Here is a 14,723-nt window from a genome sequence, read left to right as displayed (position 1 = left end):
CAGCGCCGGCGATGGAACACCCCTCGCCAGCGCTGCAGTTTTTTCGTGCCCGGCGCCAGGGCCTGTCCGTAAAGGCCCGTAACGCTTCCGGCGCTACTCCTGGAGCCAGCTGCGCAGCGCCTGGGCACAGCGCCGGATGGCCTCCAGGGGCACGTGCTCATCATCGGTGTGGGCCAACAGCGCGTCCCCGGGACCGAAGTTCACGGCCGGGATGCCCATGGCCGAGAACCGGGCCACATCCGTCCAGCCGTACTTGGGTTTGGGCTCCTGGCCCACGGCGGCCACCAGTGAGGCGGCGATCGGCTGGTCCAGGCCCGGGGTGGCCCCCAGCGCCCCGTCGGTGCGCTCCACCTCAAAGCCCTCCATCAGCTCCCGCACCACGGCCTCGGCCTGCTCCACGGTCTTGTCCGGGGCAAAGCGGTAGTTCACGCTCACCTCACACAGGTCCGGGATCACGTTGCCGGCGATGCCGCCGCTGATCCGCACGGCGCTCAGCGACTCCCGGAAGGCCAGGCCTTGCACGTCCACGGTCTGGGCCTGGTAGTCGGCCAGGCGCTGCAGGATCGGGGCGGCGGCGTGGATCGCGTTCTGCCCCATCCAGGCGCGCGCAGAGTGCGCCGCCCGGCCGTGGGTGCGCACGATGAAGCGGCTGGTGCCGTTGCAGCCGCCCTCCACCGTGCCGTTGGTGGGCTCCAGGAGGATCGCGAAGTCCGCGGCCAGCAGGTGCGGGGCCTCGCGCTGCAGCCGGCCCAGTCCGGACTTGGCCGCTTCCACCTCCTCATGGTCATAGAAGATGTAGGTGATGTCGTGGGTTGGGTTGCGCAAGGCGGCGGCCAGGTGCAGCTGCACCGCCACCCCGCCCTTCATGTCGGTGGCGCCGCGCCCGTAGAGCACCCCATCGATTTCGCGCGCGGGCACGCCGCCGCGGGCCAGCGGGTCGGTGGGCAACGGGACCGTGTCCAGGTGTCCGGCCAGCACGACCCGGCGTTCCCGGCCCAGGTTGGTGCGCGCCACGATCGCATCCCCGTATCGGTGCAGCTCCAGGTGCGGGCAGGCTTCGAGGGCGCGGTGGATCGCATCGGCCAGGGCGCGCTCATTGCCGGAGACCGATTCCATGTCGATGAGTGTCGCGGTCAGCTGGGCGACATCCGCTTCCAGGTTCAATTCCATCGGGTTCAACCTACTCATTCCTGCTGCTCATTGCGTAATGGGAACGTCATTTGCCCACGATACCGGCAGGATACGCCGGTACGATATCTTCATGACTTCAGCAGTTGACTCAACCCATCCTCCCGTCCGCCTGGCGTCGGCGCACGGCCTGGCCACGATCACCCTGGACGGCACCGTCCTGGATGTTTGGTACCCCGGCCCCTGCCTGGGAGTGCTCAACGACCTGGAGCCGCAAACCGGTGAGCTGGCGGCCCTGGCCGTGGAGGATACGGCCCGCGGCACCCGACAGGAAGTCATCTCGCTGACCATCAACCTGGATGTCGCCCCGGCCGACACCGCTGACGTGTGGCTGCGCCTGCACCTGCTCTCGCACCGGCTGGTCACCCCGAACTCGATCAACCTGGACGGGATCTTCTCCCACCTGCCCAACATTGTCTGGACCAACTTCGGCCCCTGCCTGGCCGAGGGGTTTGAAAAGACCCGGCTGCGGCTGCGTTCACGCGGAGCGGTGACGGTGTACGGGGTGGACAAGTTCCCGCGCATGGTCGACTACGTGGTGCCCTCCGGTGTGCGCATCGCCGACGCGGACCGGGTGCGCCTGGGCGCGCACCTGGCCACCGGCACCACGGTCATGCACGAGGGGTTCGTGAACTTCAACGCCGGAACACTGGGCGTTTCCATGGTGGAGGGCCGGATTTCGGCTTCGGTCGTGGTCGGCAACGGCTCGGACGTCGGCGGCGGCGCATCCATCATGGGGACCCTCTCCGGCGGCGGCAAGGAGCGCATCTCCATCGGTGAGCGCGTCCTGCTCGGGGCCAACGCCGGGGTGGGGATCTCCATCGGGGATGACTGCGTGGTGGAGGCCGGGCTGTATGTCACCGCCGGCACCCGGGTGAGCTTGCCCGATAACCGCACCGTGAAGGCCCTGGAGCTCTCCGGGGTTCCCGGCCTCCTCTTCCGGCGCAACTCGGTGACCGGCGCCGTCGAGGCGCTGGCGCGCACCGGCGGGAAGGTGGAGCTGAACACCGAACTGCACCAGAACTGATCAGGCTGCGCCCAGCCCCGAAGCCGGGCTGCCCCCGCGCGGCACAGGCCGTGGCCGCCACCTTTCACCGGTGGGCGGCCACGGCCTGTGGTTGATCTGATTCCGTTGGGTCAGTGATCCGTTGGAAGGCTACCGGGAATCAGCATGGGTGCCTCCGCGCTCGTGGTCCAGATCGCTGTCTCCGCGGATCAGGCGGTAGCAACCGTAGACAATCACCATCACGCCCCAGATAACGGGGATCCACAGCGGACTGCGTGACACCTCATGGCCTTGCGGGACCAGGAACAGGAATGCCGCAAATGCCAAGGTAAAGATCAGTCCGCTGAAGGCAAAGGCCAGACCACGCGTGTTGCGTCGCGGGTGGCTGATTGCTCCATGGAACACCATGATGTCCTCCATCCTGCCGTATTGCCGCATCGGCCGACCGCAAGGACGGCCGAGGGCTACTGAAGTTCAGGTCGCGAATCGTTCATATGTTCTCCCTCCCCCGGGATGCGCCACCGAAGCAAAGACCTCGCCCCGTGACCCGGCTTGGCTCTCATTATCCCCATTAAGCTCGACGACGGGAAGGGTGGGCAGGATCCTGTCCGGCTCTTCCGCTTGGTGGGCGCTACATGAAGATGATGCTCACGATCGGCTCGATGTACCCGTGGAAGGCCTTGCCGTCGCGCATCAGGGAACTGCTGGCCACCACGGTGGCCTGACCCATCAGCCAGGCGCGCGGTTCGTTCAGCGGCACCTCCACCAGCTGCATGTGCGCCGCCTCCCGCCCGGCCAGGTGCTCGATGCCCCGGTCGGCCAGCAGCACCTCGATCTCATCCATCCGCTTGGGAACATACTGGGCGCTGCGCAGCACAAAGTCTTCAAGGCATTCATGGGCAAACAACGTGGTTTGCCCATAGTGGGCGTTGGCCAGCTTCGCCAGCTCCGGGTAGCCCTGAGCATCCAGGTCCGGGATCCCGCCCACGTGATGTCCGTTTTGCAGCGAGCGCCCGTCTTTGACCAGGCTTTCCCACCACGAATACCATTCCTGGCGGATCTGTCCGTGGGAGGCCGGCGGCTGCAGGGGGCGCAACCGTCCCCGCTGCTCCAGTGCACAGTTGGGGCCGAGCTCGTGGGGGTTGATTCCCCCCAGCTCGCGCAGGTACAGGGCCATCAGCAGCTGCGGGTTGGCGCAAACACCAATTGACCAGTTATTCCCCTGCCGGAAATACATGCGCACCACCTTGCCTATCGACGCACATCCCCCATAACCTTCCACGATACGCCGTACCCACTGCTTAAAAAAGGGCACCGGCACCCCGTGGCCCGCTGGGGGCCTGGGGGTGCCGGTGCCAAGAGACTGGCGCTACACGGGTTTAGAGGCCCGGGTAGTTGCGCTCGGTCTCGCCGATGTACAGCTGACGCGGACGGCCGATCTTGGTGTCCGGGTCCTTGATCATTTCGCGCCACTGGGCAATCCAGCCGGGCAGGCGACCGATGGCGAACAGCACGGTGAACATCTTCTCCGGGAAGCCCATCGCCTTGTAGATCAGGCCCGTGTAGAAGTCCACGTTCGGGTAGAGCTTGCGCTCGATGAAGTAGTCATCGTTCAGCGCCTTCTCCTCCAGGCTCATGGCGATGTCCAGCAGTTCGTTGCTGCCCTGCTTGGCCAGGATGTCATGGGCGGTCTTCTTGATGATCTTCGCGCGCGGGTCGTAGTTCTTGTAGACGCGGTGCCCGAAGCCCATCAGGCGCACGCCGTCTTCCTTGTTCTTGACCTTCTCCATGAACTTCTCCGGGGAGATGCCCTGGGCATGGATTTCGCGCAGCATCTTCAGCACGGCCTCGTTCGCGCCGCCGTGGGCGGGACCGAACAGGGCGTTGATGCCGGCCGAGACCGAGGCGAAGAGGTTCGCATCGGAGGAGCCGACCAGGCGCACGGTGGAGGTGGAGCAGTTCTGCTCGTGGTCTGCGTGCAGGATCAGCAGCAGGTCCAGGGCCTTGACCATGTCCGGGTCCAGCTCGTACGGCTCGGCGGCGGTGCCGAAGCACAGGCGCATGAAGTTCTCGACCATGTTCATCGAGTTGTCCGGGTAGAGCAGTGCCTGCCCGATCGACTTCTTGTGCGCGTAGGCGGCCAGCACCGGCAGCTTGGCCAGCAGGCGCATCGTGGAGCGCTCGACCTGTTCGTCGTTGTTCGGGTCCAGCGAGTCCTGGTACCAGGTCGACAGTGCCGACACGGCCGAGGAGAGCACCGGCATCGGGTGGGCGTCGCGCGGGAAGCCGCCGAAGAAGCCCTTGAGCTCCTCGTGCAGCAGGGTGTGGCGGCGCAGGCGGTTGTCAAAGTCTGCCAGCTGCTCGGCGGTGGGCAGCTCCCCGTAGATCAGCAGGTAGCTGACCTCAACGAAGCTGGACTTCTCCGCCAACTGCTCAATGGGGTAACCACGGTAGCGCAGGATCCCTGCATCCCCGTCGATGTAGGTGATCGCGGACTTGGTGGCCGCGGTGTTCATGAAGCCCGGGTCGTAGGTGACCGCACCGGTGGTCTTCAGCAGCGGAGCCACGCTCAGCCCCTGGTTGCCTTCGGCGGCCGGTACCACTGGTAGTTCCAGGTTCGTCTGCCCATATGTGAGCTGCGCAGAATTGATCTCTGTCATTGCTTCTCCTAACCGGAAAGCTTGTAGTTCCGAAAGGTCAGTCGTCATCGTCGAACATACCGCCAATTGGCCTCACCGCGCTAATCAGCGGATCATTTCAGCCCTGGCCGGCAGAGGTCAACCGCTCCACGGCCTGGGCGACGCGCTCGTCGGAGGCAGTGAGCGCGATCCGTACGTGCGCTTCGCCTTCAGAACCGTAAAAAGCGCCGGGACCTGCAATGATTCCCAGCTCGGCAAGCCGTTGCAGGGTGTCCCAGCTGGAACGGCGTTCAGTGCACCACAGGTACAGACCGGCCACGGAGTCCTCGATCCGCAGCCCGAAGCCCTCCAACGCCGGGCGCAGCGCGTCGCGCCGGGCCCGATAAATGTCTTTTTGTTCACGGACATGCGCCTCATCGTTTAGCGCGATGACCATGGCGTGCTGCACGGGTGCCGGGACAATCATTCCCGCGTGCTTGCGGTTGTTGATCAGGGCCGGCATCAGGTTAGGGGCCCCAGCCACGAACGCGGCGCGATACCCGGCCAGGTTGGATTGCTTGGACAGGGAGTACAGCGCCAGCAGGTCATCGATGTTTCCGTCGCACACCCGCGGATCAAGGATGCTGGGGACCTGGTCCTCGTATTCATCCCAACCCAGCTCCGCATAGCATTCATCGGAGGCCACCACGGCCCCCAGCCCGCGGGCCTGGCAGACCAGTTCACGCAACGCGTGAATGTCGCGGACCTTGCCGGTGGGGTTCCCCGGCGAATTGACCCACACCAGTTTCAGGTTCGCCCGCTGCTGCTCGTCCAGGCTGGAAAGGTCATCGGTGGCCACACTGGTGGCGCCGACCAGTTGTGCGCCGATGTCGTAGGTCGGGTAGGCGATGCGCGGGCGCACCACCACGTCCCCGGGCCCCAGCCCGAGCAGCAACGGCAGCCAGGCCACCATTTCCTTGGAACCGACCGTCGGCATGACGTCGTCGGTGCTCAGTGAGGTGACGTTGCGGCGCCGGGCGTACCACTCCACGATGGCCTGGCGCACCTCGGTGGTGCCGTGCGTGGTGGGGTATCCCGGCGCGTTGCTGGCTTCGCGCAGTGCTTCCTGGATCAGTTCCGGGGTCGGGTCCACCGGGGTTCCGATGGACAAATCGACACTGCCCCCCGGATGCTTGGCGGCCACCTCGCGGTACGGGGCCAACTGGTTCCAGGGGTAATCGGGAAGCTGGAGCATGCGGTGATGAACCTCAGTCTTGGTTTTGCGGCGGCAGGGCGGCGACCAGCGGGTGGTCGGTGCCGGTGTTGCCAATTTTAGCCGCACCACCGGGCGAGCCCAGTTCGTCGAAGAAATCAACGTTAACGTTGTAGTAGTCGGCCCACTGCTCCGGGACATCGTCCTCGTAGTAGATGGCCTCTACCGGGCAGACCGGCTCGCACGCGCCGCAGTCCACGCACTCATCCGGGTGAATGTACAAGGAGCGTTCACCTTCGTAGATGCAGTCGACCGGGCACTCTTCGACACACGCCTTGTCTTTCACGTCCACGCACGGCTGAGCGATGATGTAAGTCACGGACCCGAGACCTTTCCTTGCACTTTTGATAGTTTCAACGTCTAGTCACCAGCGCATTGCCGGCCTATGGGCGGAACGCATATCTGGCTTTCTGGATACCAGTCTAGTCCTGTTGTGCAATGTGGGAAGCTCCCGGAGGCCCGCTGTGACGTAACCGACCGAGGCCACCGGACGCAACGGTCTCGAAATGAAATTTTTGGAAATCTTGGAGCTGCACGGTGCTTAACATTGACGATTTAAGACCCGGGGACCGGGTTGTGTTGCGGTATCGGCTTGACCAGCCCACACCGACGGGGCACGGAGAAACGCTAACCGACGCGTTGGGTGAGATAGTGGGCGTCACCGAAACCAGCGTTAGCGTGCAGACCCGGCGCGAAGTGGTCACGGTGCAGCGTTCGCGCATCACCCACGCCAAGCGGGTTCCCCCGCCGCCGCCCCGCCGCGCCCGGCGCCCCCAGCAGCAATAGCGCAGTGCCGCCGACCGGCGTGGAGGAGCGCGAAACGCGATGTGATTTGAAGATACCAATCACTGACGGAAAATCACGTATGCTGGCTGTATGCCAACCGATGAGCAAGTCCAGGCCCGGGCGCGGGCCCTGAGTTCGCCCCTGCGGCTGAGGATTCTGCGCCTGTGTCTCCATGAGTCTCGCACGAACAAGGAGATCGCCGACATCCTTGAACTGAACCCGGCAACCTCGCTGCATCATGTGCGCACGCTGGTCAGCAACGGGTTCCTGGCCGCCGAGGAGCCGCGGCGCGGCAACCGCGGGGCGAAGGAAGTCCCCTACCGCAGCACCCGGCAATCCTGGGGCACCCGGATCCCGGATGCGGCGCCGATGCTCGTTGACACGTTCCTGCAGGAGATCAACGGGCTGGATCCGGAGGAGATCCAGGTCATCCGGGTGGGTCTGAAGCTCTCCGAAGCCACCCAGAAGGAAATGATTGGCCGGTTGCGCGAAGTGATCGAGGACTACGCGTTGCGCGAGCCCGAAGCCGACGGGGTGCCGACCTCCCTGTTCATGGCCCACCACCTGGACATCACCGGCAACTGACGCGCCACCGGTGCGGCCTGGCTCCCACCCAAAAACCAACAGCGGCCCCCGCGTCCGCCGGCAGTGGCGGGGACGCGGGGACCGCTGCTTGTCTGTTGCTGTTCTCTAGGGCCGGGCGCCAATCGCGGCGCGTGCGGGCCGGCGCAGGTTGCGCCGGGCCAACAGCAGGGCCACGACCGCCGGAACCAGCATGCCGTAGACCCATAGGGTCGAGGCCAGGGCCGGGCCGGGCATGTAGTCGTACAGGCTCAGCGGGGTGATCAACCGGTCGTTGCCGTTGAAGGTCAACACCCCGACCACCACGTAGCATCCGATGAAACCAAGGGCACCGCCCAGCAGCTTGCCGCTGGCCACGCTGGCCCAGTAGACCAGCAGGCCCAACAGCAGCCAGGCCAGTGCCAGACCCCAGAACACCGGGACATCCCCGGCGTAGAACAGGGAGGCGTGGATGGTGCTGCCCAGGAGCCCGGCCACGAGCGCTGTCACCAGCGCCCGCCACAGGGCCCCGGGCAGTGATCCGCGGAAGGGGCCCTGGTTAGCTGCGCGCGCGGGCACGGTAGGCCTTGACGCGGTCGTTGGCCGAGAGGATCACCTTGCGGATGCGGATCGCCTCCGGGGTGACCTCCACGCATTCGTCCTCACGGGCGAATTCCAGCGACTCTTCCAGGGTCAGGGTGCGCGGCGGGGTCAGGTTCTCGAAGCTGTCCGAGGATGCGGCACGCATGTTGGTCAGCTTCTTTTCCTTGGTGATGTTCACGTCCATGTCCTCGGAGCGCGAGTTCTCACCCACGATCATGCCCTCGTACACCTCGGAGGTCGGCTGCACGAAGAAGGTGCCGCGTTCCTGCAGGTTGATCATCGAGTACGGGGTGGCCACACCGGCGCGGTCGGCGACCAGCGAACCGTTGTTGCGGTATTCGATGGCGCCGTGCCACGGCTCATAGCCCTCGGCCAGCGAGGCGGCGATGCCGGCACCGCGGGTTTCGGTCATGAAGCGGGTGCGGAAGCCGATCAGGCCGCGGGCCGGAACCATGAACTCCATGCGCACCCAGCCGGTGCCGTGGTTGGTCATGTTGGTCATCCGGCCCTTGCGGGCGGCCATCAGCTGGGTGACGGCGCCCAGGAACTCCTCGGGCACGTCAATGGTCATCAGCTCCATCGGCTCATGCACCTTGCCGTCGATGACCTGGGTGACCACCTGCGGCTTGCCCACGGTCAGTTCAAAGCCCTCACGGCGCATCTGCTCGACCAGGATCGCCAGGGCCAGTTCGCCACGGCCCTGCACCTCCCAGGCGTCCGGACGCTCGGTCGGCAGCACCTTCAGCGACACGTTGCCGATCAGTTCGCGGTCCAGGCGGTCCTTGACCTGACGGGCGGTGACCTTGGCGCCCTTGACCTTACCGGCCAGCGGGGAGGTGTTGATCCCGATGGTCATCGAGATGGCCGGCGGGTCAACGGTGATCATCGGCAGCGGCTTCGGGTTTTCCAGGTCGGTGAGGGTTTCACCGATCATGATGTCCTCGATGCCGGCCACGGCCACGATTTCACCCGGCCCGGCTTCGGTCGCCGGGACACGGTTCAGGCCTTCGGTGGCCAGCAGCTCGGTGATCTTCACCTGCTTGTAGGTGCCGTCCTGGCGTGCCCAGGTCACCTGCTGGCCCTTGCGCAGGGTGCCGTTGAAGATGCGCAGCAGCGCCAGGCGGCCCAGGAACGGTGAGGCGTCCAGGTTGGTGACGTGCGCCTGCAGCACTTCGCCCGGGGTGTAGGACGGGGCCGGGACGTGGTCGATGATGGTCTTGAACAGCGGCTCAAGGTTGTCATTGTCCGGCAGTTCGCCGTCGCCGGGCTGGTTGGTGGAGGCGTAGCCGGCCTTGCCCGAGGCAAAGACGATCGGCACGTTCAGGATCTGGTCGATGTCCAGGTCCGGAGCCTCGTCGGCCAGGTCGGAGGCCAGGCCCAACAGCAGGTCCATGGAGTCGGAGATGACCCCGTCAATGCGGGCATCGGGGCGGTCGGTCTTGTTGACCACGATGATCACCGGCAGGTTCGCGCTCAGCGCCTTGCGCAGCACGAAGCGGGTCTGCGGCAGCGGGCCCTCGGAGGCGTCCACCAGCAGCACCACGCCGTCAACCATGGACAGGCCGCGCTCCACCTCGCCGCCGAAGTCGGCGTGCCCGGGGGTGTCGATGATGTTCATGGTGATCTTGTGGCCGTTGGCGGCCGGGCCCTCATAGAACACGGTGGTGTTCTTGGCCAGGATGGTGATGCCCTTTTCGCGTTCCAGCTCACCGGAGTCCATCACGCGGTCTTCGGTTTCGCCGTGGCTGTCGAACGCACCGGTCTGCTGCAGCATCGCGTTGACCATGGTGGTCTTGCCGTGGTCAACGTGCGCCACAATGGCAACGTTGCGAAGATCTTCGCGAAGTGTGGTGTTTTCTGACATGCGTGAAGGCTCACTTCCGTCCGAGGAATTTCGGGTCATAGGGATCGGGGCCACTTTTGACCCAGCTATTTATTTTACGCGCTGCCGAGAAGTCCTCCGGTTTTCTGTGGCGTATTGAACACAAAAAAACTTCGGGAACCACGCTTCAGGCGGTCGGGACCCAGAACCTGAGCACCGTGGTGTCCCCGTTGTAGACGACGGCGGGTTGCGCCGCATCGGGCACTCCCCCACATCGTTCGATGGTAGCCCGGGACGCGGCGTTTGTCTCATTACAGGTAATCAGCGCCTGCTTTATCCCACGCTGGGCCAGCTCGGCGAGCGCGAAACGGCAGAGCCTGGTGGCCACCCCCTGGCCTCGGAAACCCGGTCGCACCCCGTAGCCGATGTGTCCGGCGAATTCTCGCAGGTAGTCGTTTAATTCATAGCGCACTCCGACACGCCCGACCAGCCGTCCGCCGATGAAACCACCGAAGGTGCCCGAGGCGACCCACCCGTCGGGAAGCCCCACCCCCTGGCGGTTGGCCTCCAACCTGTCCACAAAGTCCGCCCAGCTCTCCTTCGCCCCTCGGCCAACCAAAAAGTCGAAGTCATCGGCCTGAAGTTCGGCCTGGGCGGCCAGCGCCTGCTGCTCATCGGCCAGCTCGAATGGTCTGACCTTCCAGGACATTGCGTTCTCCATTCAGCCATTATTCGCGCCCGGGCCTTGAATCGTCGAATTTCTGCACCCACACTGGTCACAATGGCGGCGCATCTGCCGGCACGGAGGGCACCGGGAAGGAGCGGGAGCATGACGATTCCCGATATCGGGCAGCGGCCGCGGGTTCCTGCCGCCACCCAGATGCTGGTGCTCAGTGCCGCCTCGGCCCTGGGCTGCTACCTGCTGGCCCTCGCGCTGCCGGGCCCGCACACCTGGTTGCTGATTCCCTTTGCCACCGGCACCGGTCTGCTGATCGCTTTGGCCGGTGGCCCGGAACAGGCTTGGATGCGTATCCTGAGTGCCGTGCTGTTGGCGGCCTGTGTGCTCGCCGCGGTGCTGATCGGCTCCGCGGCTCTGTTTTCCTAGAGCTTCGCTCCGCTGGTGTTTGTGCACCTGCCCGCCGCGGTCGCCACCTGGATTCGCCGGCGCAAGGCAATGACTCCCCGGGCAGGGGCCGGCAGACGGTGAAACACTGCCGGCTCACTGGCACTAGTAGACCAGGGTCCGGCCCCGAACCTGTTCGAACCACTGCACGGTTCCGCCCTGAAGGCTGAAGACCTGCGCATCCGGGCGCTCTTCGCTCAGGATGCGTGCGGCACGCTGGGAACGCACCCCGGACTTGCAGGCCAGCACCAGCTGGTCCGCCGTGGCCAGCCCGTCCAGCGCCGCCCAGCCCTGCTCCGTCAGCCGTTCCAGGGGGATGTGCACGCTGCCGGGGATGCTTCCCATTTCGCGTTCCCAGGCTTCACGCACGTCCACCACCAGCACCTGGTTTCGTCCCTGCCCGTCCTGCAGTTGCCCGGCATCAATCTGCCGTACCGTGGCCGGCAGGGCGCACCCGTGCTCGTAGTCCTGCAGCTCGGTGACGGGCTGCCGATGCGGGTCCGCGGCAAAACGCAGGATGTCGGTGGTGGCTTGCAGGGCGTCGTAGCGCCAGAAGCGACCGATCAGGGGTTCACCGATTCCGCAGATCAGTTTCAGCGCCTCGGCGGCCATGGTGGAGCCCACCACCCCGCACAGCGCCCCGAAGACCCCGCCTTCGGCGCAGCTGGGCACCGAGTCGGCGTCGGGGATTTCCGGGAACAAATCGCGCAGCATCGGGCCGCGGCCCGGGGCAAAGACTGACACCTGGCCGCTGAAGCGGAAAATGGTACCCCAGATCAGTGGGGTGCCGCTCAGCTCCGCGGCGTCATTGGACAGGTAACGGGTGGCGAAGTTGTCGGTCCCGTCCAACACCAGGTCGTGGGCGGCGAACAGTTCCACCGCATTGTGCCGGGTGAGCTTGTCCACGACGGCGGTGAGGTTGGCCTGCGGATCCAGGCGCAGCGCGGCCTGGCGCGCCGACTCCGCCTTCGCCCGGCCCAGGTCCTGGTGCCGGTGGACCACCTGGCGCTGCAGGTTGGAGGCTTCCACCACGTCATCATCGATGACGCTTAGCTGCCCCACCCCGGCGGCGACCAGGTAGTTGATGATGGGGGCGCCCAGTCCCCCGGCACCCACCACCAGCACCCTGGCGTTGCGGATCCGGCGCTGGCCCTCGGGCCCGACCCCGGGCAGCGTCAGGTGCCGGGAGTAGCGGGCCAGCTGGTCCGGCGTCAGTTCGGGGCCCGGGGCCACCAACGGTTCCAACGGGCTCATGAGAACTGTCCCGCCAGGCTTTGCATGGTGCCCTCGACCGGGGAGGAGGCCAGGGCCAAGTCCCGTTTGGGGATGCGCCCGGCCAGCCGGGCGGCCCGTCCGGCGCTGACGGCGTCCCGCATGGCCGTGGCCATCAGCGGGGCGTTGTGCGCCCGGGTTACCGCGCTGGCCAGCAGCACCGCCTCACAGCCCAGTTCCATGGCCAGGGCCGCGTCCGAGGCGGTGCCCACCCCGGCATCCAGGATCACCGGGACGCTGGCCCGGTTCACGATGGTGGCGATGTTGTGCGGGTTCAGGATGCCCAGCCCGGAACCGATCGGGGCGCCGGCCGGCATGATCGCCGCGACTCCCACATCATCCAGTCGCTGGGCCAGGGCCGGGTCGTCATTGGTGTAGGCAAAGACCTGGAACCCGTCGGCCACCAGCTGTTCGGCGGCGGTAAACAGTTCGATCGGATCCGGCAGCAGGGTATGCTCGTCGGCGATCACCTCCAGCTTGATCCAGTCCGTTTCCAGGGCCTCGCGCGCCAGCCTGGCGGTGAGCACCGCATCGCGGGCGGTGTAGCAGCCGGCGGTGTTCGGCAACGCCAGCACGCCCAGGCGCTGGAGCATGGCGAACACCGAATCCCCACCGGCTGCGGCATAGTGCCTGATGGCCACGGTGGTGACCTCGGTGCCCGAGGCGACCAGGGCCTCTTCCAGGGTGCTTAGGGAGGTCGCTCCCCCGGTGCCCATCACCAGGCGGGAGCGCAGTTGTGCCCCGGCAATGCTGAAGACATCTTCGGGCGTGTGGGGTGCTTCGTTGCTCTGGGTCATCTTTCTCATCCTCCCTGTGCGGCGGTGACCAGGTCGATGCGTGCCCCGGGCGCCACCGTGTGGCTGGCCCAGGCGCTGCGCGGAATTACGTCCCCGTCGATGGCGAGGGCGATTCCCAGCCGTGAGCCGTCCACGGCCAGGCCTTGTTCGTTGATGAGCTTTTTGGTGTGCCCGGCGACGATGTCACGCACGGTGGCCCCGTCGGGCAGCTTCAGTCTCTGGCCGTTGAGCTGCACCTCGATCTCGGTGATTTCAGGCATTGCCTCTCGTGCCTCTCTTTCTGGTTGCTTTGGCTTTGGCTGGTGGCGCTCACCGGGGTGGCGGGCGGCGCCGGATGTCTGCGGCTGCCCGGGTTCGGGGCCGGATGCGCGGCGGACAGGGCCGCCTGATCGGGTGACCGGGATCAGCGGCTGGTGCTGCTGGCCGCGACCGGAAAGCGGTGCAGCCCCAACAGCCCACGGTGCGTCCCCGGGTCGGCGCCCAGCAGCAGGTCACTGGCGATCCGGGCGCCCAGGGGTGCCAGCAGGACGCCGTGGCGGAAGAACCCATTGCTCACCACCGTGTGTGCGTCCACCCGGTCGATGATGGGCCGGTCATCGGGGGTGCCGGGCCGGGGCCGGGCGACCACCTCACGCAGGGAGGCGTCCATGATCCCGGGCACCAGGCGCCGGGCATCATCCAGCAGGGTGTACAGCGCCTCCACGCTGACCAGGTCGTTGCCGTCCTCGCGGCTGCTGGCGCCAAGCACGATGCTGCCGTCGCTGCGCGGCACCAGGTACACGTTGCGCCGGTGCACCACCCCGCGCACCGTGTGGGTGAGCAGCGGGCGTAGGTGGGCCGGCAAGTGCAGGCGCAGGATGTCGCCGTGCACCGCCCGCAACGGCAGCTGCGGGGTGCCGGGCACCTGTCCCAGGCCCGTGGCCAGCAGCACCTGGTCCGCCTCCAGCACCCGCCCGGTCTGGGTGTGCACCCGCGCCGTGGCGCCGCAGAGCTCCACTTCGCTGACCTGCTCCCGGATCAGGTCCTGCCTGAAATGCTCGATGAGGATGCCGGTCAGTGAGCGCGGATCGACCTGGTGGTCCTCGGGGAATACCAGAGCTCCGGCGATGTTGCCGGCTAGGGCCGGTTCCCTGCGCCGCGCCTGGGAGCCCAGCAGCATTTGGGTGGGCAGCCCCAGCCGGTGGCGGACCTCCTCCAGCTCCGCCAGCGCCTGGCGGTCGGCGGCCTCGGCGGCGACGACCATGGTCGGGTTTTGCCGGTACGCCACCGTCGTTCCGGTGGCCTGTTGCACGCGCGCCACCAGTTCCGGGTAGAGCTGCGCCGAGTCGGCCATCATCTGGTGCAGCCGGTCCTGTCCCCAAACGATTTCCGCGGCCGGGGCGAGCATGCCGGCCGCCGCATGGCTGGCGCCCCCGGCGGGGTTAGGGTCGCAGAGCGTGACGCGCACCCCGCGGCTGCGCAGTTCAAAAGCGGTACATAGTCCGGCGATCCCGGCACCAACGATCACGACATGCATCAGGGCACTTTCCTTCCTACGGCGGCATGACCCGCATCAGGTGTAGCGGTCGGCACGAAGCCCTCTCAGCCCGGATCAACAGATCGCGCAGGCTCCCGCGGAGTTAGAAGGATTATAGGCATGGTGCAGCTCACAAACACCAATTGCATGACGGCCGG

The 14,723-nt window shown here is 66.3% G+C and carries 17 protein-coding genes and 1 riboswitch; of the genes, 4 read left to right on the top strand and 13 right to left on the bottom strand.

Annotated elements, in window-relative coordinates:
• Nucleotides 1-93: 93 nt before the first annotated feature.
• On the bottom strand, nt 94-1,170 hold the full coding sequence (gene dapE / locus FDN03_RS12140) for a succinyl-diaminopimelate desuccinylase (RefSeq protein WP_138177407.1): 1,077 nt from the start codon (nt 1,168-1,170) through the stop codon (nt 94-96).
• A 91-nt stretch (nt 1,171-1,261) separates the two neighbouring features.
• On the opposite strand from dapE, the gene dapD reads away from it, so the two are divergent.
• Nucleotides 1,262-2,215, top strand: a complete 954-nt coding sequence (dapD, locus tag FDN03_RS12135) for a 2,3,4,5-tetrahydropyridine-2,6-dicarboxylate N-succinyltransferase (RefSeq protein WP_138177405.1) — start codon at nt 1,262-1,264, stop codon at nt 2,213-2,215.
• Between the two features lie 129 nt (nt 2,216-2,344).
• Here the strand turns inward: dapD and FDN03_RS12130 are convergent, their stop codons facing one another.
• The 5 genes from FDN03_RS12130 to fdxA form a co-directional block, all read right to left on the bottom strand.
• Nucleotides 2,345-2,614, bottom strand: coding sequence for a hypothetical protein (locus FDN03_RS12130; protein WP_138177403.1), 270 nt, complete (start codon nt 2,612-2,614; stop codon nt 2,345-2,347).
• Nucleotides 2,615-2,825: 211 nt separating this feature from the next.
• The gene (locus FDN03_RS12125) at nt 2,826-3,431 is read right to left on the bottom strand and encodes a hypothetical protein (protein WP_138177401.1); all 606 of its coding nucleotides are present in this window, start codon (nt 3,429-3,431) and stop codon (nt 2,826-2,828) included.
• 142 nt (nt 3,432-3,573) lie between these two features.
• Nucleotides 3,574-4,854, bottom strand: coding sequence for a citrate synthase (locus tag FDN03_RS12120; protein WP_138177399.1), 1,281 nt, complete (start codon nt 4,852-4,854; stop codon nt 3,574-3,576).
• 97 nt (nt 4,855-4,951) lie between these two features.
• Entirely contained in the window at nt 4,952-6,067 is a 1,116-nt protein-coding gene (dapC, locus tag FDN03_RS12115) for a succinyldiaminopimelate transaminase (RefSeq protein WP_138177397.1), read from the bottom strand.
• A gap of 13 nt (nt 6,068-6,080) precedes the next feature.
• Nucleotides 6,081-6,404, bottom strand: a complete 324-nt coding sequence (fdxA, locus tag FDN03_RS12110; protein ID WP_054821193.1) for a ferredoxin — start codon at nt 6,402-6,404, stop codon at nt 6,081-6,083.
• Nucleotides 6,405-6,736: 332 nt separating this feature from the next.
• Between fdxA and FDN03_RS16960 the strand changes: the two genes are divergently transcribed.
• A complete protein-coding gene (locus tag FDN03_RS16960) occupies nt 6,737-6,871 on the top strand; it encodes a hypothetical protein (protein WP_283205488.1) in 135 nt (44 codons plus the stop codon).
• A 90-nt stretch (nt 6,872-6,961) separates the two neighbouring features.
• Nucleotides 6,962-7,456 carry a helix-turn-helix domain-containing protein gene (locus tag FDN03_RS12100; protein WP_054821192.1) on the top strand — a complete coding sequence of 165 codons (495 nt, stop codon included), beginning with the start codon at nt 6,962-6,964 and terminating at the stop codon, nt 7,454-7,456.
• Nucleotides 7,457-7,561: 105 nt separating this feature from the next.
• On the opposite strand, the gene FDN03_RS12095 is transcribed toward FDN03_RS12100, so the two are convergent.
• The 3 genes from FDN03_RS12095 to FDN03_RS12085 all read right to left on the bottom strand — a co-directional run bounded on the left by FDN03_RS12095 (nt 7,562) and on the right by FDN03_RS12085 (nt 10,578).
• Nucleotides 7,562-7,942: a hypothetical protein gene (locus tag FDN03_RS12095; protein ID WP_138177393.1), complete on the bottom strand. Its 381-nt coding sequence runs from the start codon at nt 7,940-7,942 to the stop codon at nt 7,562-7,564.
• 49 nt (nt 7,943-7,991) lie between these two features.
• Nucleotides 7,992-9,899, bottom strand: a complete 1,908-nt coding sequence (gene typA, locus FDN03_RS12090) for a translational GTPase TypA (RefSeq protein WP_138177391.1) — start codon at nt 9,897-9,899, stop codon at nt 7,992-7,994.
• Nucleotides 9,900-10,044: 145 nt separating this feature from the next.
• Nucleotides 10,045-10,578: a GNAT family N-acetyltransferase gene (locus FDN03_RS12085; RefSeq protein WP_138177389.1), complete on the bottom strand. Its 534-nt coding sequence runs from the start codon at nt 10,576-10,578 to the stop codon at nt 10,045-10,047.
• Nucleotides 10,579-10,686: 108 nt separating this feature from the next.
• Between FDN03_RS12085 and FDN03_RS12080 the strand changes: the two genes are divergently transcribed.
• Entirely contained in the window at nt 10,687-10,962 is a 276-nt protein-coding gene (locus FDN03_RS12080) for a hypothetical protein (protein WP_138177387.1), read from the top strand.
• 123 nt (nt 10,963-11,085) lie between these two features.
• Here the strand turns inward: FDN03_RS12080 and FDN03_RS12075 are convergent, their stop codons facing one another.
• The 4 genes from FDN03_RS12075 to thiO all read right to left on the bottom strand — a co-directional run bounded on the left by FDN03_RS12075 (nt 11,086) and on the right by thiO (nt 14,565).
• The gene (locus tag FDN03_RS12075) at nt 11,086-12,234 is read right to left on the bottom strand and encodes a ThiF family adenylyltransferase (protein ID WP_138177385.1); all 1,149 of its coding nucleotides are present in this window, start codon (nt 12,232-12,234) and stop codon (nt 11,086-11,088) included.
• Nucleotides 12,231-13,049 carry a thiazole synthase gene (locus tag FDN03_RS12070; protein WP_138177383.1) on the bottom strand — a complete coding sequence of 273 codons (819 nt, stop codon included), beginning with the start codon at nt 13,047-13,049 and terminating at the stop codon, nt 12,231-12,233. Before FDN03_RS12070 ends, FDN03_RS12075 begins: the two co-directional genes overlap by 4 nt.
• Nucleotides 13,050-13,054: 5 nt before the next feature.
• Nucleotides 13,055-13,309: a sulfur carrier protein ThiS gene (gene thiS / locus FDN03_RS12065; RefSeq protein ID WP_138177381.1), complete on the bottom strand. Its 255-nt coding sequence runs from the start codon at nt 13,307-13,309 to the stop codon at nt 13,055-13,057.
• A gap of 143 nt (nt 13,310-13,452) precedes the next feature.
• A complete protein-coding gene (gene thiO, locus FDN03_RS12060) occupies nt 13,453-14,565 on the bottom strand; it encodes a glycine oxidase ThiO (RefSeq protein ID WP_138177379.1) in 1,113 nt (370 codons plus the stop codon).
• A riboswitch (TPP riboswitch) is annotated at nt 14,562-14,674 on the bottom strand. Its footprint overlaps the gene before it by 4 nt.
• Nucleotides 14,675-14,723: the final 49 nt, after the last annotated feature.

Origin of the sequence: Glutamicibacter sp. V16R2B1 (assembly GCF_005774635.1) — a bacterium.
Lineage (GTDB): Bacteria > Actinomycetota > Actinomycetes > Actinomycetales > Micrococcaceae > Glutamicibacter > Glutamicibacter creatinolyticus.
Note: the sequence above shows the minus strand (reverse complement) of the source record. Positions and strands in the feature narration are given on the sequence as shown.

Excerpts from the sequence above, each read along its gene's own strand:
- FDN03_RS12120 (WP_138177399.1), bottom strand. The coding sequence starts at position 4,854 with ATGACAGAGATCAATTCTGCGCAGCTCACATATGGGCAGACGAACCTG.
- dapC (WP_138177397.1), bottom strand. The coding sequence starts at position 6,067 with ATGCTCCAGCTTCCCGATTACCCCTGGAACCAGTTGGCCCCGTACCGC.
- FDN03_RS12075 (WP_138177385.1), bottom strand. The coding sequence starts at position 12,234 with ATGAGCCCGTTGGAACCGTTGGTGGCCCCGGGCCCCGAACTGACGCCG.
- FDN03_RS12085 (WP_138177389.1), bottom strand. The coding sequence starts at position 10,578 with ATGGAGAACGCAATGTCCTGGAAGGTCAGACCATTCGAGCTGGCCGAT.
- FDN03_RS12100 (WP_054821192.1), top strand. The coding sequence starts at position 6,962 with ATGCCAACCGATGAGCAAGTCCAGGCCCGGGCGCGGGCCCTGAGTTCG.
- dapD (WP_138177405.1), top strand. The coding sequence starts at position 1,262 with ATGACTTCAGCAGTTGACTCAACCCATCCTCCCGTCCGCCTGGCGTCG.
- dapE (WP_138177407.1), bottom strand. The coding sequence starts at position 1,170 with ATGGAATTGAACCTGGAAGCGGATGTCGCCCAGCTGACCGCGACACTC.
- thiO (WP_138177379.1), bottom strand. The coding sequence starts at position 14,565 with ATGCATGTCGTGATCGTTGGTGCCGGGATCGCCGGACTATGTACCGCT.
- thiS (WP_138177381.1), bottom strand. The coding sequence starts at position 13,309 with ATGCCTGAAATCACCGAGATCGAGGTGCAGCTCAACGGCCAGAGACTG.
- FDN03_RS12130 (WP_138177403.1), bottom strand. The coding sequence starts at position 2,614 with ATGGAGGACATCATGGTGTTCCATGGAGCAATCAGCCACCCGCGACGC.
- FDN03_RS12070 (WP_138177383.1), bottom strand. The coding sequence starts at position 13,049 with ATGACCCAGAGCAACGAAGCACCCCACACGCCCGAAGATGTCTTCAGC.
- FDN03_RS12080 (WP_138177387.1), top strand. The coding sequence starts at position 10,687 with ATGACGATTCCCGATATCGGGCAGCGGCCGCGGGTTCCTGCCGCCACC.
- FDN03_RS12125 (WP_138177401.1), bottom strand. The coding sequence starts at position 3,431 with ATGTATTTCCGGCAGGGGAATAACTGGTCAATTGGTGTTTGCGCCAAC.
- typA (WP_138177391.1), bottom strand. The coding sequence starts at position 9,899 with ATGTCAGAAAACACCACACTTCGCGAAGATCTTCGCAACGTTGCCATT.